Below are 15,919 nucleotides of genomic sequence, written 5' to 3' on the forward strand. Positions count from 1 at the left end.
AGTCGGATGCAGAAGGATGGCGACAGGGCGCCGCTTGCCGGTGTGCGGGTGCTGGATTTTTCCATCATGGTGGCGGGGCCCTATTGCGCGCGGCTGCTGGCCGACGTCGGCGCCGAAGTCATCAAGATCGAGCCGCCGGAAGGCGACGACATGCGGTTGCGGACGCCGCTGCGCGAAGGCCACAGCACCTATTTCGGCCAGCTCAATGCCGGCAAGCGCAGCCTGGCACTGGACTTGAAGAACGCCGATGCGATCAAGCTCGTGCATCGCATGGTCGCGGAGATGGACATCGTCGTCGAGAATTTCCGTCCGGGGGTCATGGACCGCCTCGGTCTTGGCTACGAGGCGCTTTGCGAGATCAACCCGCGGCTGATCTATTGCTCGATCTCGGGATATGGCCAGACAGGCCCCGCTGCCGAGCGTGCGGCCTACGCCATGATCGTGCATGCCGAAAGCGGATTTGATACCTCGCTGATGCGCTACGCCGGTGACCGGGAGCGACCGGCTGCCGGGGCGATCTTTGTCGCCGATATCCTCGGCGGCATTTTCGGCTATTCCGCGATCCAGACCGCGATGGTCCAGCGTGCGCGCACCGGCAAAGGTCAGCGCGTCGACGTGGCGTTGATGGATTGCATGCTGAACCTCTTGGTCTACGAGCTTCAGGAGGCGCAATTCCCGATCCACTCGCCGCGGCCGACCTATGGCCCCGTGCGCACGCGCGATGGCGATATCCTGATCGCCCCGGTCACGCCGCGCAACTTTGCGGCGCTGTGCGAGGTGACAGGGCAGGATGAGCTGGCGAACGACCCGCGCTTTGCGACTATTCCGGCGCGCGGCGCCAACTGGACCGCCATGATGCAGGTGATCGAGCAATGGACCGAGCGCCACACCGTCGCCGAAAGCATCGCGGCGCTGGACCGCGCCGGCGTTCCCTGCGCCGAATATCGCGCACCTGGCGCGGCGCTGAGCGATCCTCATTTGCGCCAGCGCGGTGTGTTCGGGACGGTTGGGGACGGCGCCGGCGAATTCGTCGGCGTCAATGCGCCGTGGCAGATGTCGGGGGCTGATACGCCGATCGGGCGTCAGGTTCCCGGTATCGGTGCGCAGCGGGACGATGTGCTGTCGCGGCTTCTTGGATTATCGCCCGACGCAATCGCGGCACTCGCTGCCGCCGGCACGTTTGGAACGGCGCCGGTCTAGCATGATCCGGAAAAGTGCGAAGCGGTTTTCCGAAAAGATCATGCTCAAACAACGGGCTAAAGCGCGATGACGGTTCAGCCGAATCTCATCGCGCTTTAGGCGGCCCGGGCGCCGACGATCTCAAGCATCCGACGGCGCGTCCGGCGGCGGAGCCTTCGCGATCGCCAGCAGGCATTTCAGGAAATGGGCGCGGTCTTCCTTACGCAAGGGAGCCAGCATGATGTCTTGCAGCTCGGCGGCGGCCGGAATGACGGCGAGAAGCGCTTCCTCGCCCTTGGCGGTGATCTGCACCTGGAGTGAACGGCGGTCGTCCGGATTGTCCTTCTTTGCCACCAGCCGGCGCGCGACCATCCGTTTCAGCATTTCGCTGAGCGTGTTGCGGTCGCAGCTGATCCGGTCCGCCAGCACGGAGGGGGTAAGCGGGCCCAATTGGTAAAGCGCCATCAGGACGCCGAACTGCCGCGGCGTGATGTCGCTCTGGCGCGTCATGCTTTGGTAAAGCCCGTCGTAGCGGGCCTCCAGCAGCCGCAGCAGAAATCCGACGCCGCCTTCCAGTTGCCAGTTGCGCGCAATGTCTGCGGCCGAGCTCGTCTTCATTGCCTTGTCGGCTGCCATGCCGTCGTTGGACCCTGATTTTGCGAATTCGCGTTAGCCGTTAGCAGCTTGGCCTGACGTCCTCAACCCTGCGGTGAACCGCCGCCCGAGTCTGTTCGCAGGCGATGCAATGGCTCTCGGCCCTTGTCAGCCATCCGGCAATGTAGTACGTATACGTATCAAATGCGATGCGGAGACATCGTCTGGGGAGGTCGGTTTTGGACCTGCGTGAGCTGCTCTCTATTCCCTATCTGCTGGAGGCTGAGGCGGTCGAAACCGAGCCGGGGCAGTGGCGGGTTCGTCTCGCCTATCCGGAGCTCCCGGGATGCACGGCCGAAGCGGTCGTCGTCGAGGACGCATTGAGGGAACTGGAACGGCGCCGCATCGAGCTGATCGTCACCCTGGTCGAGGAGGGCAAGCAGCCTCCCGTTCCACGAAAACCGCTCACCGCATCCGATCCGCTTTGGACCGCTCAGGATCTCGGACAGTCTGACCGCGTCGCCGCGCTTCTCGGCGGAGCGGCAAGTCCGACCACCCGCAATTGATGGAGGCACACGCATGCTCTCGCGCGAAGACAATGAACGTCTGGTGAGGGTCGGCAAGGGCACGCCGCTCGGCGATCTCTTCCGCCTTTACTGGATTCCCTTCCTGCCGTCGGCGGACCTCGCCAAGGACGGGCAGCCGAAGCGCATCCGGCTGCTCGGTGAGGATCTGGTCGCCTTCCGCGACACCGAAGGACGCGTCGGGCTGGTCGACCAGGCGTGCCCGCATCGCGGTGCGCCGCTGATCTTTGGACGAAACGAGGATTGCGGGCTGCGCTGCGTCTATCACGGCTGGAAGTTCGACGTCACCGGCGCGGTGACGGACATGCCGGCGGAGCCGGTGCGCAGTCGCCTCAAGGAGCGCGTACGGATCAAGGCCTATCCCTGCAAGGAACGCAACGGGATGATCTGGACCTATATGGGTCCCGACCAGACCGAGCTTCCGCCGCTGCCGAATCTCGAATGGAATCTGGTGCCGGCTGAGCAGGTGCACATCTCGGTTCGCGTCCAGGAGTGCAACTGGCTGCAGGCGGTCGAAGGCGAGATCGACTCGGCGCATGCACCGCTGCTGCATGGACGGCTGGATGCCCAGGGCACGACCAGCGCCTGGATCCAGAAGCGCGACCTGCGGCCGACCTTCGAATGCATCAAGCAGGACTTTGGCATGAGCATCGCGGCGCGGCGCAACTACGATGCCAATACGCTGTATTGGCGCGTCAACCAGTTCCTGCTGCCGTTCTATACGCTGGTGCCGCCGCTGTCGCCCTTCCCGGATCTGAGCGGGCACGCCTGGGTGCCGATCGATGACGAGAACACGCTCTGCATCATGTTCTCCTATCATCCGTCGGAGCCGCTGCTGGAGAAGACGCGGCAGGTCTTTGCCGAAGGACACAAGGGCCGCGAAAGCGGCCACGCCAGCCGCCACGCCCTGGTGCAGCACCCGGTGACGGTCCCATACGCGGGCTACTGGACCAAATACAATCCGCAGAACGGTTTTCATTTCGACTATGAGGCGCAGCGGACCACCTGGTTCTCGGGCCTGCCGGGTCTGTGGGTGCAGGACGGCGCCTGCCAGAGCGGCGTCTCGCCGATCTTCGATCGCTCCAAGGAGACGCTCTGCTCGAGCGACACCGGCATAGCGATGACGCGGCGCTTCATTCTCGAAGCGCTTGGTGCCTATCGCGATCACGCGATCAAGCCCAAGGGCGTCTCGGACCCCGACGTGTTCATGGTGCGGGCGGTGTCGTTGCGGCTGCCGCCGGAGGAATCCTGGGTCGATGTCGGCGCGCCGTTCATGCGGGCGAAGCTCGGTGCCGATTTCGGGTACGAGCTGTGAGCGCATCCCGCCATGGCTGACGTGACGCAGGACGTGCTGGTCAAGCGCATCGGCTATGAGGCCGAGCGGATCAATTCCTACGAGCTGATCGCCCGCGCCGGCGGCGAGCTGGCGCCGTTTACCGCCGGCAGCCACATCGATCTGCAATTGCCGAACGGCATGATCCGCAGTTACTCGCTGGTCAACGACCAGCGCGAACGGCATCGCTATGTGATAGCGGTCAATCGGGATGGCGAGAGCCGGGGTGGCTCCAGCTTTGTCCACGACTGCATCAAGGCGGGAGATATCCTCACGATATCTCGACCACGAAACAACTTCGCGCTCCACGAAGAGGCCGAGCACTCGATCCTGATCGCGGGGGGCATCGGTATCACGCCGCTGCTGTCGATGATCCGCCAGCTCGAGACGTTGGGACGCCGCTGGGAGCTGTTCTATGCCGCGAGGAGCCGCGCCGCCGCCGCCTTTCTCGACGAGTTTGCTGCATTCCGACCGGATGTCCATTTGAACATGCATGTCGATTTCGACGACGAGCGATCGGGACGTGTCTTCGATATCCCGGCTATCGTCAGGAACGCACCGGCTCACGCGCATCTCTACTGCTGCGGCCCGGTGCCGATGCTCGAAGCATTCGAGGCGACGACCGCCGATCGTCCGGCCGATCACGTCCATGTCGAGTATTTCAAGGCGCGCGAAGCACCGGCCACCGAGGGTGGCTTCGACGTCAGGCTCGCGCGGAGCAACCGCACGATTGCGGTCGATGCCGGCAAGACGATCCTCGATGCGCTGCTCGATGCCGGAGTTGCGGTGAACTACGCCTGCGCTGAGGGGGTCTGCGGCACCTGCGAGACGCGCGTGCTCGAGGGCATTCCCGATCATCGCGATCAGTTCCTGAGCCAGGACGAGCAGGCGGCGAACCAGAGCGTCATGATCTGCTGCTCGGGCGCCAAATCGCGGACGCTGGTGCTCGATCTCTAAGACAACAACATATTAAGGGTGGTAACAGTGAAATATCTTTCGCGTATAGTCAGAATATCGCTGCTGGCCGTTTGGGCCAGTTCTCCCGCATCGGCGGACGCTGCGCGCACCATCAAGATCGGCGTGCTCAATGACGCATCCGGTCCCTACTCGGACAATGCCGGCGAAGGGTCGGTGACGGCAGCCAGGATGGCCGCCGAGGATTTCATGCGGCTTCATCCCGATTTCAAGGTCGAGATCGTCTCGGCCGACCACCAGAACAAGGCCGACGTCGGCGCTGCAATCGCGCGCCGCTGGATCGATCAGGAGAAGGTCGATGCGGTCGCCGACGTGCCGAACTCGGCCGTTGGGCTCGCCGTCAACGAGGTCGTGCGCGGCACTAGGGCGGCGCTGATTGCATCGAGCGCGGCGTCGTCGGACCTGACCGGGAAACATTGCTCGCCCAACACGATCCAGTGGACGTTCGACACCTGGGCAGCCTCGCACACGATCGGCGCCTACCTCGTCCGTCACGGCGGCAAGAGGTGGTACTTCATCGCGACCGACAATGCGCTCGGCAAGTCGATGGTGCGCGACGGGACGGCGGTGATAGGTGCCGGCGGCGGCTCCGTGCTCGGGTCGGTCAATGTGCCCATCAACAATGCGGACTATGCCTCGTTCATTCTGCAGGCCGAGGGCTCGGGCGCGGACGTGATCGCGTTCGCAACGGCAGGCGGCGACACGGTCAGCCTGATCAAGCAATCCGCAGAATTCGGGCTGAAGCAGAGCGGGCGGACCTTCGCGGCGCTGCTGACCACCACCAACGATGTCGAATCCAGCGGGCTTGCGGTCGGCGAGGGGCTGATCATCACCCAGCCGTTCTACTGGAACCTCAACGAGGCCAGCCGCGCCTGGTCGGCCAGGTTCAGCGAGCGGCAACATGGGCAGTCACCGACCGCGTTCCACGCCGGCGTGTACTCTTCGGTGCTGGCCTATCTCAACGCGGCGCTGGTGGCAGGCAGCAACGATGCCCAGGTCGTGATCCGCAAGCTGAAGGAGACGCAGATCGATGACGTCTTGTTCGGGCCAGTTGTCGTTCGCGCGGATGGCCGCGCCATTCACAATATGTACATCTTCAAGGTGAAGAGCCCGACTGCCTCGAAGAGCAAGTGGGATCTGCTGGAGCAGGTCGGCGTGCTGTCCGGGCCGGAGGCGTTTCGGCCGCTCGATCAGGGCGGCTGCTCGCCCGTCGAGTCATCGAAGAGCAATTGAACGTTTGCGGCAAACGTGGATCAACACTTCTCAAACCGACGGATGTCCTGATGTTGGATCAGCTTGAAGCCGAATTCCCGGAGCACACGCCTCGCGCCTCCAATGCGCCAAGGGCGCTTCAGGGGATTCGGGTGGTCGATTTTTCCCATTTCATCGCGGGACCGTTTGCCACCATGATCCTGGCCGACATGGGCGCCGAGGTGATCAAGGTCGAGGCGCCCGGCCGCGGCGACGATTTGCGTCGCTATCCTCCTGTGCATCCCGATCTCAAGCACGGCGCGCCGTTTCTCTGGACCAACCGCAACAAGCGCAGCGTTGCGCTCGATCTCAAATCCCCCGAGGGCCTGAAGGTTGCGCGTGAGCTGATCGCCACGGCCGACGTCGTCGTCGAGAATTTCTCCGCCGGCGTCATGGCGCGGCTGGGGCTCGACTACGAGAGCTGCCGCAAGATCAAACCCGAGATCATTTATTGTGCGGTATCAGCCTATGGACGCGATGGGGCATTTTCGGATCGGCTCGGTTTCGACCCGATCGCGCAGGTCGAAAGCGGCTTCGTGTCGATGAACGGCTATGCCGATCGCGAGGGCGTGCGGGCATTGTCGCCGGTGATGGATATCAGCACCGCGATGATGGCGAGCAATGCAATCCTCGGGGCTCTGTTCGCACGCGAGCGCAGTGGGCAGGGACAGGCCATCGAGGTATCGTTGTTCGAGAATGCCGTGCTGATGACGGGATACGCGACCATGCAGTCGCTCTTCAACGATGCCGATCCGAAGCGAAGCGGCAACACCAGTCCCGACACCTGCCCGTCGGGCGTGTTCCTGGCCAGCGATTGCTCGTTCTACATCAATTGCGGCAATGACAAGATCTTCCAGCGCTTGATGTCGCAGGTGCTCGGGCGCGAAGACCTCGCCGCGGCCGAGATTTATGCGACAGGCCCGGACCGGATCCGCCGGCGTGAGGAATTGTTCGCGATCCTCGGTGACGCATTTGGCAAGCAGCCCTGGTCACACTGGCAGAGACGGATGCGGGCGGCCGGTGTGCCCTGCGGCCAGCTGCGCACTGTCGGCGAAGCGATCCGCTCACCCGAGGCGAGGGAGCGCGCCATCGTCACCCGGATTCCGCACGAGACGGTCGGCTGGGTGCCGAATGTGAACCTGCCGATCCGCTACTCGCGGACGCCGATCGTCGATCCGGTCGCGGCGCCGGCGATCGGCCAGCATACCGAAGGCGTGCTGCGCGAGCTGCTCGGCTATGACGAGGCACAGATCGCGCGTCTTGCCGCGGGCGGCGCTTTCGGCAGCCAGCCGTCACGGAAGGATGCCAAAGAGGACGTCAAGGCGTGACGGCGCGAGCGCGAGACGAGCGGACGCTGCGGGGCCGTGTCGCCGTGATCGGGATCGGCGAAACCGAATATTATCGCCATGGCGCGTCTCCCGACCCGGAATTCAAGCTCGCGCTGAAAGCCATTCTGGCGGCGTGCGAGGACGCCGGGCTCGATCCCCGCGACATCGATGGCTTTTCCTCCTACAGCGACGATCGCAGCGAGGCGTCGCGGCTGGCGGCGGCGCTCGGCACACATCGATTGCGCACAGCGACCATGCAATGGGGCGGAGGAGGTGGCGGCTGCTGCGCGGCCGTTGCCAATGCGGCGGCCGCGATTGTCGCGGGTCTGGCCGATTGCGTCGTGGTCTTCCGATCTTTGGCGCAGGGCCAATATGGCCGCTTCGGGCAGGCGGCCGGGATCCACACCGTGTCGGGCGAACGGTCCTATTTGATGCCTTACGGCGTGCTGGCGCCGCCGCAGCGCTTTGCGATGCGCGTGCAGCGCTACATGCACGAGCAAGGCGTCCGGCAGGACGCCTTGCGCGCGATTGCGCTCGCTTCCTATCATCATGCCCAGGCCAACCCCCGTGCCGTGATGCACGGCAGGCCGCTCGATCCCGGGAAATACGATGCTTCGCGCTGGATCGTGGAGCCGTTCCATCTCTACGACTGTTGCATGGAGAATGACGGCGCGGCGGCCCTGGTGCTGGTGCCGGCCGATCGCGCCGGCGACTTCAGGCGCAAGCCGGCCTATCTGCTCGGTGCGGCCTTTGGCTCCGGACATCGTGCGGCCGCGACGGCGCACAACGCGCCGCTCTATGCCACTGCGAGTTTCGACACAGTGGCGCCTGATCTTTACCGGATGGCCGGGGTAGGGCCGTCCGACGTCGGTGTGGTCCAGGCGTATGAGAATTTCACCGGCGGCGTCGTGATGGCGCTGGCGGAGCATGGCTTCTTCAAGCCGGAGGACGCCAACGACTTTCTGACATTCGACAACCTGATCGCGCCGTCCGGGCGGCTGCCGCTCAACACCAGCGGCGGCAATCTCGCCGAATGCTACATGCACGGCTTTGAGCTCGTGCTGGAGGCCGTTCGTCAGGTGCGCGGCACATCGACAAGCCAGGCCCGCCGCAGCGATGTCGCAATGGTCATTGGAGGTCCGATGGTGTCACCCGCGAGCAACCTCATTTTGGGTTCGGAGGCCACCTTATGACCAATCCGAGCGCAGGCTATCTTCCGGCGGGCCTGCCAATCCCGGTCGCAGAGCCTGATGGTCTGTCAGCGCCTTATTGGGAAGGATTGCGACAGGGCAGGCTGCTGGTGCAGCGCTGCAGCCATTGCAACAGTTGGCAATTCGGACCCGAATGGCTCTGCCACCGCTGCCACACTTTCGATCCGGAATGGACGGAGGTCGCCCCGCGCGGCCGGATCTTCAGCTGGGAGCGCGTGTGGCATCCCTCGCACGCGGCGCTGAAAGGGCATGGACCTTATATTGCGGTGCTTGTCGATCTGCCTCACGCCGGGGGAATCCGCATGGTCGGCAATCTGCTCGGCGATCCCGCGCAGAAGGTCACGATCGGCGCTGACGTGGAGGGAGTCTTCGAACATCATCCGGAGTCGAATCCACCGTACGCCTTGCTGCAATGGCGCCAGCAGCAGGTTTCCTCGAAGTGACCGTTCGCGACTGCCCTCGATACGGGAAATCGATCGCAGGTCTACCGGAGATAGATGGTTCGCGAACCGTTGCACCTATGATCAGGCATTAAGACATCCACTTGCCCGGTTTCGCGTCAGCTCCGCTGACAGGATGAGCGGCCGGGGTCCTTGTCTCGCGGCAGATGTCATGCAATCTTGCGCCGCCGGCAAAGCTGTTCGAGAGCAACAAGAACAATAATCCCTCTCGTCCCTCCAACTCTGTTGAGGGCCTGATCATGTCGAACCTTACCCAAACGACGTCCGCCCCGTGGCGGATAGGAGTGCTGTTCTCGCGAACCGGTTTCATGTCGGTGATCGAGGAGACCCAGTATCAGGGCACGCAACTCGCGATCGAGGAAGTGAATGAGGCGGGCGGGGTCTGCGGCCGTGAGCTGGTTCCCGTTGCCTACGATCCGGGCTCGGATTCCGCCGCTTATGGCCATTACGCCAAGCGGCTGATGGTCGAGGACCAGGTCAGCACGATCTTCGGCTGCTACACCTCGTCGAGCCGCAAGGCTGTTCTGCCGGTGGTCGAACGGCTCAACGGCCTGCTCTGGTATCCGACGCTTTACGAAGGCTTCGAGGCATCGCCGAACGTCATCTACACCGGCGCCTCGCCGAACCAGAACAGCCTCGCGCTGTGCCGCTATCTGATGGATACGTTCGGAACGCGGTTCTACTTCGTGGGCTCGGATTACATCTATCCGCGCGAATCCAACCGCGTGATGCGCGAATTGCTCAAGGCCAATGGCGGATCGGTGGTCGGCGAGCGCTATGTCAATGTCTATGCGCGCTGGCAGGACTTTGTGCCGATCATCCAGGACATCAAGCGCGTCAGGCCCGACGTGATCTTCTCGACTGTCGTCGGCGAAGGCACCGTGTTTCTCTATCAAGCCTACGCCAATGTCGGGCTCGATCCGAAGCGGGTGCCGATCGCCAGCCTGACCACGACGGAAGCCGAAATTGCGGCCATGGGCTTCGACGTCGGCGCGGGGCACGTCACGGCGGCATCTTATTTCCAAGGCGTCGAGGGCAGTGCCAACAACGCATTTGTGCAGCGCTTCAAGAAGCGGTTCGGCGCCGACGTCTCGACCAACATGTGCGCCGAATCGTCCTATTTCCAGCTGCATCTGTTCGCGAAGGCGCTCGAACAGGTCAATTCGCTCGACACGGAAGTGCTGCGCTCCATGGTGTTCGGCACCAGCTTTGATGCGCCGCAAGGGGCGGTGACAGTCAACCCGATGTCGGGGCATACTGATCTGTGGACCCGGATCGGGCGTGCCAATCGCACTGGGCAGTTCGATATCGTCAGCCAGTCGAAGGAGCCGGTGCATGCCGATCCGTTCCTGATCGGATACGGTCGTGCAACGCAAACAGGAAGCGTCCAATGAACGAAATGTCGCGTAAGCCGACGCTGAGCCGAGACGTCGGCGGGCGCAAGACCATGGTTCAGGAACTTGCCGATCTGTCGGCGGTGGTGGTCGCGCCGGTCGACGATCAGGTCGGCATGTTGCTGCGCGAGTTGCAGCGGTTCCGGATGCGGGTGCGTCAGGTCTGGCCGATGCCGGAGAGCGTGCCCGCCGATGCCGACGTGGTTTACTGCGAATATTCACCTGATCTGGCGCGGCGTCTGCCATGGATTCCGGGCGATGCGCGATCGGCGCTGGTCGTGATCCTGCCGGCGACGGAGACCGTTCATGCCGACGCGCTGTGTCATGCGACGCCGAACGCCATTCTGCCGCGGCCGTTCACGCAGAATGCGGTGTTGTCGAGCCTTGTGCTGGCGCGCAGCCAATTTGGTTATGAGCGGCGGCTCCGCAGCAAGATCGAGAAGCTTGACGACAATCTGCGTTCGATGCGCACGGTGGAACGCGCCAAGGCCATTCTGATGGCGACGCGGCAGATGCCGGAAACCGAAGCCTATGGCTTCATAAGACGACAGGCGATGGATCGTCGCGTGTCGGCAAGCGCCGTAGCCGCGGCGATTGTTGACTCGTTCGAACTGCTTGGCTACGATCATCAACAGTAAGCCCCAATAGCGGGGCCGGCGGCGACAGCGCCGCCTTCGACACAACCGGCAACAAAGCCCTCCCAATGCTCGCGTAAGCGCGCATCGGGAGGGCTTTTTGTTTTTTCAGTCCTGAAGGGAGCTAGGGATGAGCATTTCACGGCGGACTTTGCTGAGGAATACCGCGGCGCTTGGCGCGTTTGCCGGCGCCGGACTGCCGCACATCTGGATCAAGAACGCCGACCTCGCTTACGCCGCGGGCGGCGAAATCAAGGTCGGCGTGCTGTTCTCGCTGACGGGAACGACCGCGATCATCGAGGAATCGCTCAACAAGGCGACGCTGCTCGCCATCGAGGAAATCAACGCCGCGGGCGGCATCAAGGGCAGCAAGATCGTGCCGATCGTCGAGGATCCTGCGTCCGATCCCGCGACCTTCTCGGAGAAGGCCCGCAAGCTTGTCGTCGGCGACAAATGCGTCAGCGTGTTCGGCTCCTACACCTCGGCGAGCCGCAAGGCGGTGCTCCCGGTGTTCGAGCGGCAGAACAATCTCTATTGGTATCCGACGCTCTATGAAGGCCGCGAGTGCTCGAAGAACGTGATCTACACCGGCGCCGTGCCGAACCAGCAGCAGGACGAGTTCGTGCCCTGGCTGGTCAAGAAGTTCGGCAAGAAGTTCTACCTGATCGGCTCCAACTACATCTATCCGAAGGAAGAGAACAACTACTGCAAGAAGCTGCTCGAGAAACTCGGTGGCGAGGTCGTCGCGGAAGAATATGTGCCGCTCGGCCATTCCGAATTCTCTTCCGTCATCAACAAGATCCGCTCGACCCAGCCGAATGTGATCTTCTCCACCGTGGTCGGCGATTCCGTGGTCGCGCTGCATCGCCAGTATCGAGCTGCCGGCCTCGATCCCGAGAAGATGCCGATGGCGAGCCTCACCACGTCCGAGAATGAGGTCGCGGCGATGGGCGGCGAGGCCGCCGCCGGCCACTTCACTTCGGCGCCGTACTTCATGGTGCACAAATCGCCGGAGAACGAGAAGTTCGTCGCGGCCTACAAGAAGCGCTGGGGCGCCGACAAGGTGACGCATTTCGTGTCGGAGGCCTGCTACTTCCAGACCTATTTGTTCAAGCAGGCGGTCGAGAAGCTTGCGACCAGCGACCTGACGCCGCCGAACATTCGCGACGCAGTCAAGGGCGAGGGAATGATTGCGCCGCAGGGCAAGGTCCAGATCGAGTCGGAGAACCTGCACACCTGGCTATGGCCGAAGATCGCCCAAGCGAAGTCGAACGGCCAGTTCGAGATTCTCGTCGAATCCAAGGAATGGCTGAAGCCCGTACCTTACGCGGCCTATCCCGGGCAGTCCTGCACCGAGAAGGGCCTGGTCGAGAAGAGCTGACGACCGGGGCTGACCAAGGCCGTTGGCGTGCGGCGCCGGCGGCCGGCGTCCCGCAGCAAATGTGCCTCTCGCATGCATGCGTGCGAGGGGCAGGCGCACCAACATTGAAGAGCGGATCCCGACGTGGACCAATTCATCGAACAAATCGTCACGGGCCTCAGCATCGGGTCGATCCTGCTGCTGGTCGCGCTGGGACTGTCGATCATCTACGGTTCGATGGGCATCATCAATCTCGCCCATGGCGAGTTCGTGATGCTCGGTGCTTACGCCGCCTGGGTGTTTCACACCTATTTCGGGTGGAGTCTGCTGACGAGCCTGGTTCCGATCTTCCTCGTGGTTGCCGCGTTCGGCTGGGTCATCGAGCGCTACGTCCTGAGCCTGCTCAACAACCGGCCGCTGGATACGATTCTTGCGACCTGGGGTGTCGGCATCATGCTGCAGCAGGCGGTGCGGCTGATGGTCGGCAGCGAATTGCGCTACGTGCAGCTGCCGCCGGCGCTGTCCGACAGCATGAACGTGTTCGGCATCCCGATATCGTCGTATCGTGTGTTCCTGTTCGTGGTGTCGATCGCGCTGTTCATGGCGACCTGGTTGCTCATGAATCGCACCACGGTCGGGATGAAGCTGCGTGCCATCATCCAGGACCGTTCGGTCGCCGCCTCGTTCGGCATCAACGCCAAGCGGGTCTATGCGCTGACGTTTGCTTATGGCGCCGGACTTGCGGGCCTTGCCGGCGCACTGGTGTCGCCGCTCAAGAGCGTGTCGCCCGATATGGGCACCGGCTATGTGGTCGACGCCTTCATGGTGGTCGTGCTCGGCGGCGTGCAGAGCCTCGCCGGCACCGTGGCGAGCGCCTTCATTCTCGGCGAGCTCTCCGGCGGCATTGCCTTCCTGCAGAACGACACGGTGGCGAAGGCAATCGTGCTGCTCGCCATCGTCGTGCTCATCCGTTTCCGCCCCGAAGGGCTTTTCACCGCTCGCGTGCGGGCCTGAGACAGATCGCTCATTCATGCCGTCGAATGTGACTACCTCCAGCGGATTGCAGCGCCTGATCGCGCAGCTTGCCCCGCTGCTCATCGTCTGCGCGCTCGTGTTCGCGCTGCCGGTGCTGCTCAACAATGACTTCCTGCTCAACAAGGTCGCGCGCTATCTGGTGCTTGGCATCCTTACGGTGTCGCTCGGGCTGTCCTGGGGCTTCGGCGGCATCCTGAACCTCGGCCAGGCGATGAGCTTCGGGCTCGGCTCCTACGCCATGGCGATGGCGCTGAAGCTCAAGACCGTGCCGGTGCATACGGGGGCGAGCGGGCTGCCGGACTTCATGGTCTGGAACAATGTCGCGCACCTGCCATGGTTCTGGGAGCCATTCCGCTCGTTGACCTTCGCTATCGCGGCGGGCCTGCTCGTGCCGGCGCTGGTTGCGGCGGCACTCGGCTGGTTCATGTTCCGCGGACGGGTGACCGGCGTCTATGTCTCGATCATCACGCTCGCCACCATGGTGGTGATCAACCTCGTGATCATCGACCAGCAGAGCTACACCGGCGGCTTCAACGGCATCACCGATCTCGCCCAGCTCGAGATCTTCGGCGTCGCGTTCGATGCCTATGGCCGCGCGACCTATTATCTCGTCGCCTGCTGCGTGCTGCTCAGCCTGCTGGTCGCCTTTGCCTTCACGAAGTCCAGGGCCGGTCTGATCGTGCAGGCGATCCGCGACCATGAGAGCCGGGTGCGCTACTTCGGTTACGACGTCGCGCGCTACCAGATCTTCGTGTTCGCACTGTCGGCTGCGATCGCGGGGCTTGCCGGCATGCTCTACACCGTGGTGATGGAGTTTGCCTCGCCGACCTTCCTTGGCGTGCAGATTTCGCTGTCGGTGGTGGTGTGGTGCGCGGTCGGCGGCCGGCAGAGCCTGGTCGGTGCGTTCCTCGGCGCGGTGCTGGTGGCGGGCATGCAGGGTGCGCTGTCGGAATCCGCGGCGTTCCTGGAAACCTGGACGCTGGTGATGGGCGCGTTGTTCGTGCTCGTGGTGCTGTTCCTGCCGAAGGGGCTCGCCGGCCTCGCCCAGGTCGTCGTGCGCTGGATCGTGCAACGCCGGCAGGCCACCGGCCGTGGTGTTGCGCAAGGCGTCGGCCAGACGGAGGGCAGCACATGACCTCCCACCTCGAACTCCGCGACATCTCGGTCAGCTTCAACGGCTTCAAGGCGATCAATGGCCTCAACATGAGCGTCCGCAAGGGCGAGCTGCGCTGCCTGATTGGGCCGAACGGCGCGGGTAAGACCACGGCGCTGGACATCATCTGCGGCAAGGTCAAGCCGAGCGGCGGCACCGTCAGCTTTGACGGCACCGCGTTGCGGGATCTCGAGGAATACGAGATCGCCCGCGCCGGCGTTGGCCGCAAGTTCCAGGTGCCGAGCGTGTTCCGCGAGCTCTCGGTCTCCGAGAATCTTGAAGTGGCCCGGGCGCGCCGCACCTCCGTGTTCGGCAACCTTCGCTGGAATGTCGGCAATTCCGGGCGCCCGGACGTTGAACGTCTTGCCGAACTGGTCGGGCTCACCGAGCAGCTCGATCGGCCCGCCGCCTATCTGTCGCACGGCCAGACCCAATGGCTCGAGATCGGCATGCTGGTCGCCCAGGACGCCGAGCTGATCCTGATGGACGAGCCCACCGCGGGCATGACGGCGCAGGAAACCCGCAAGACCGCCGAACTGTTCGCGCGGCTGAAAGGCAAGCACACGCTGATCGTGGTCGAGCACGACATGGGTTTTGTGAAGGCGATCGGCGACATCATCTCGGTGATGCATATGGGCCAGATGCTGGCCGAGGGCACCGCGGCGGAGGTCGAGGCGCATCCCGAAGTCCGCCGCGCCTACCTCGGATCGGGAGGCATCAGCCATGCTTGAGCTGACCGACGTCGATGCCTTCTACGGCAACAGCCGCGCCCTGCAGGGCATCAACCTGATGGTCGGCAATGGCGAGTTCCTCTCGGTGCTCGGCCGCAACGGCGTCGGCAAGACCACGCTGATGCGCAGCATCCTCGGCCTGATGGACCGCGTCACCGGACGGCTGTCGCTCGACGGCGCCGACATCTCGCCGTTGCGGACCTATCAGCGCGCCAAGGCCGGCATCGCCTATGTGCCGCAGGGCCGCGGCATCCTGCCGCGCTTCACCGTGCGGGAGAACCTGACGCTCGGCACCTTCGCCGCGAAATCGACCAACGGCATCGAGGAGTGGGTGCTCGAGCTGTTTCCGGTGCTCAAGGATTTTCTCAATCGCTACGGCGGCAATCTCTCCGGCGGCCAGCAGCAGCAGCTCGCGATCGCGCGTGCGCTGCTCGCCCAGCCCAAGGTCATCCTGCTGGACGAGCCGACCGAGGGCATCCAGCCGAACATCGTCGAGCAGATCGAGGACGTGATCGTCCGCCTCAACCGCGAGCGCGACATCACGGTCGTGCTGGTCGAACAGAATGTCGCGTTCGCGCGGCGTGCGTCTCACCGCTTCGCGCTGCTCGAAAAGGGACGCGTCGTCGCCAAGGGCGCGATCGGTGAGCTCACCGATGATCTCATCCAGCTGCACATGGCTGTGTAGCGGGAACTAT

At 63.7% G+C, this 15,919-nt stretch carries 16 protein-coding genes; 15 read left to right on the plus strand and 1 reads right to left on the minus strand.

Annotated features, from left to right (window positions below; genetic code table 11):
- Nucleotides 1–6 precede the first annotated feature (6 nt).
- The gene (locus V5279_RS16325; protein ID WP_338699000.1) at nt 7–1,200 is read left to right on the plus strand and encodes a CoA transferase; all 1,194 of its coding nucleotides are present in this window, start codon (nt 7–9) and stop codon (nt 1,198–1,200) included.
- A gap of 120 nt (nt 1,201–1,320) precedes the next feature.
- On the opposite strand, the gene V5279_RS16330 is transcribed toward V5279_RS16325, so the two are convergent.
- Nucleotides 1,321–1,815, minus strand: coding sequence for a MarR family transcriptional regulator (locus V5279_RS16330; RefSeq protein ID WP_338699002.1), 495 nt, complete (start codon nt 1,813–1,815; stop codon nt 1,321–1,323).
- 197 nt (nt 1,816–2,012) lie between these two features.
- Here V5279_RS16330 and V5279_RS16335 point away from each other — a divergent pair, with 197 nt between their 5' ends.
- The 14 genes from V5279_RS16335 to urtE all read left to right on the plus strand — a co-directional run bounded on the left by V5279_RS16335 (nt 2,013) and on the right by urtE (nt 15,909).
- The gene (locus tag V5279_RS16335; protein ID WP_338699004.1) at nt 2,013–2,339 is read left to right on the plus strand and encodes a hypothetical protein; all 327 of its coding nucleotides are present in this window, start codon (nt 2,013–2,015) and stop codon (nt 2,337–2,339) included.
- Between the two features lie 13 nt (nt 2,340–2,352).
- On the plus strand, nt 2,353–3,672 hold the full coding sequence (locus V5279_RS16340; protein WP_338699006.1) for a Rieske 2Fe-2S domain-containing protein: 1,320 nt from the start codon (nt 2,353–2,355) through the stop codon (nt 3,670–3,672).
- Between the two features lie 12 nt (nt 3,673–3,684).
- On the plus strand, nt 3,685–4,647 hold the full coding sequence (locus V5279_RS16345) for a PDR/VanB family oxidoreductase (RefSeq protein WP_338699008.1): 963 nt from the start codon (nt 3,685–3,687) through the stop codon (nt 4,645–4,647).
- 27 nt (nt 4,648–4,674) lie between these two features.
- Nucleotides 4,675–5,898, plus strand: coding sequence for an ABC transporter substrate-binding protein (locus V5279_RS16350; protein WP_338699010.1), 1,224 nt, complete (start codon nt 4,675–4,677; stop codon nt 5,896–5,898).
- 50 nt (nt 5,899–5,948) lie between these two features.
- Nucleotides 5,949–7,244, plus strand: coding sequence for a CoA transferase (locus V5279_RS16355; RefSeq protein WP_338699012.1), 1,296 nt, complete (start codon nt 5,949–5,951; stop codon nt 7,242–7,244).
- Nucleotides 7,241–8,437: a thiolase C-terminal domain-containing protein gene (locus V5279_RS16360; RefSeq protein WP_338699014.1), complete on the plus strand. Its 1,197-nt coding sequence runs from the start codon at nt 7,241–7,243 to the stop codon at nt 8,435–8,437. Before V5279_RS16355 ends, V5279_RS16360 begins: the two co-directional genes overlap by 4 nt.
- Nucleotides 8,434–8,898: a Zn-ribbon domain-containing OB-fold protein gene (locus tag V5279_RS16365; RefSeq protein ID WP_166294095.1), complete on the plus strand. Its 465-nt coding sequence runs from the start codon at nt 8,434–8,436 to the stop codon at nt 8,896–8,898. The genes V5279_RS16360 and V5279_RS16365 overlap by 4 nt, the downstream gene beginning before the upstream one ends.
- A gap of 257 nt (nt 8,899–9,155) precedes the next feature.
- Nucleotides 9,156–10,310 carry a transporter substrate-binding domain-containing protein gene (locus tag V5279_RS16370; protein WP_210297516.1) on the plus strand — a complete coding sequence of 385 codons (1,155 nt, stop codon included), beginning with the start codon at nt 9,156–9,158 and terminating at the stop codon, nt 10,308–10,310.
- Nucleotides 10,307–10,948, plus strand: a complete 642-nt coding sequence (locus V5279_RS16375) for an ANTAR domain-containing response regulator (RefSeq protein ID WP_029080628.1) — start codon at nt 10,307–10,309, stop codon at nt 10,946–10,948. The genes V5279_RS16370 and V5279_RS16375 overlap by 4 nt, the downstream gene beginning before the upstream one ends.
- A gap of 127 nt (nt 10,949–11,075) precedes the next feature.
- Nucleotides 11,076–12,326 carry a transporter substrate-binding domain-containing protein gene (locus V5279_RS16380; protein ID WP_175619249.1) on the plus strand — a complete coding sequence of 417 codons (1,251 nt, stop codon included), beginning with the start codon at nt 11,076–11,078 and terminating at the stop codon, nt 12,324–12,326.
- 123 nt (nt 12,327–12,449) lie between these two features.
- A complete protein-coding gene (gene urtB, locus V5279_RS16385) occupies nt 12,450–13,319 on the plus strand; it encodes an urea ABC transporter permease subunit UrtB (RefSeq protein WP_029080626.1) in 870 nt (289 codons plus the stop codon).
- 16 nt (nt 13,320–13,335) lie between these two features.
- Nucleotides 13,336–14,475 carry an urea ABC transporter permease subunit UrtC gene (urtC, locus tag V5279_RS16390; protein ID WP_338699019.1) on the plus strand — a complete coding sequence of 380 codons (1,140 nt, stop codon included), beginning with the start codon at nt 13,336–13,338 and terminating at the stop codon, nt 14,473–14,475.
- Nucleotides 14,472–15,224, plus strand: coding sequence for an urea ABC transporter ATP-binding protein UrtD (gene urtD / locus V5279_RS16395; protein ID WP_338699021.1), 753 nt, complete (start codon nt 14,472–14,474; stop codon nt 15,222–15,224). The genes urtC and urtD overlap by 4 nt, the downstream gene beginning before the upstream one ends.
- Nucleotides 15,217–15,909 (plus strand): urea ABC transporter ATP-binding subunit UrtE, encoded by a 693-nt coding sequence (urtE, locus tag V5279_RS16400; protein WP_338699023.1) that lies wholly within the window; start codon nt 15,217–15,219, stop codon nt 15,907–15,909. Before urtD ends, urtE begins: the two co-directional genes overlap by 8 nt.
- The last annotated feature ends 10 nt before the right edge of the window (nt 15,910–15,919 follow it).

The organism is Bradyrhizobium sp. 26S5 (assembly GCF_036923295.1).
Lineage (GTDB): Bacteria > Pseudomonadota > Alphaproteobacteria > Rhizobiales > Xanthobacteraceae > Bradyrhizobium > Bradyrhizobium septentrionale.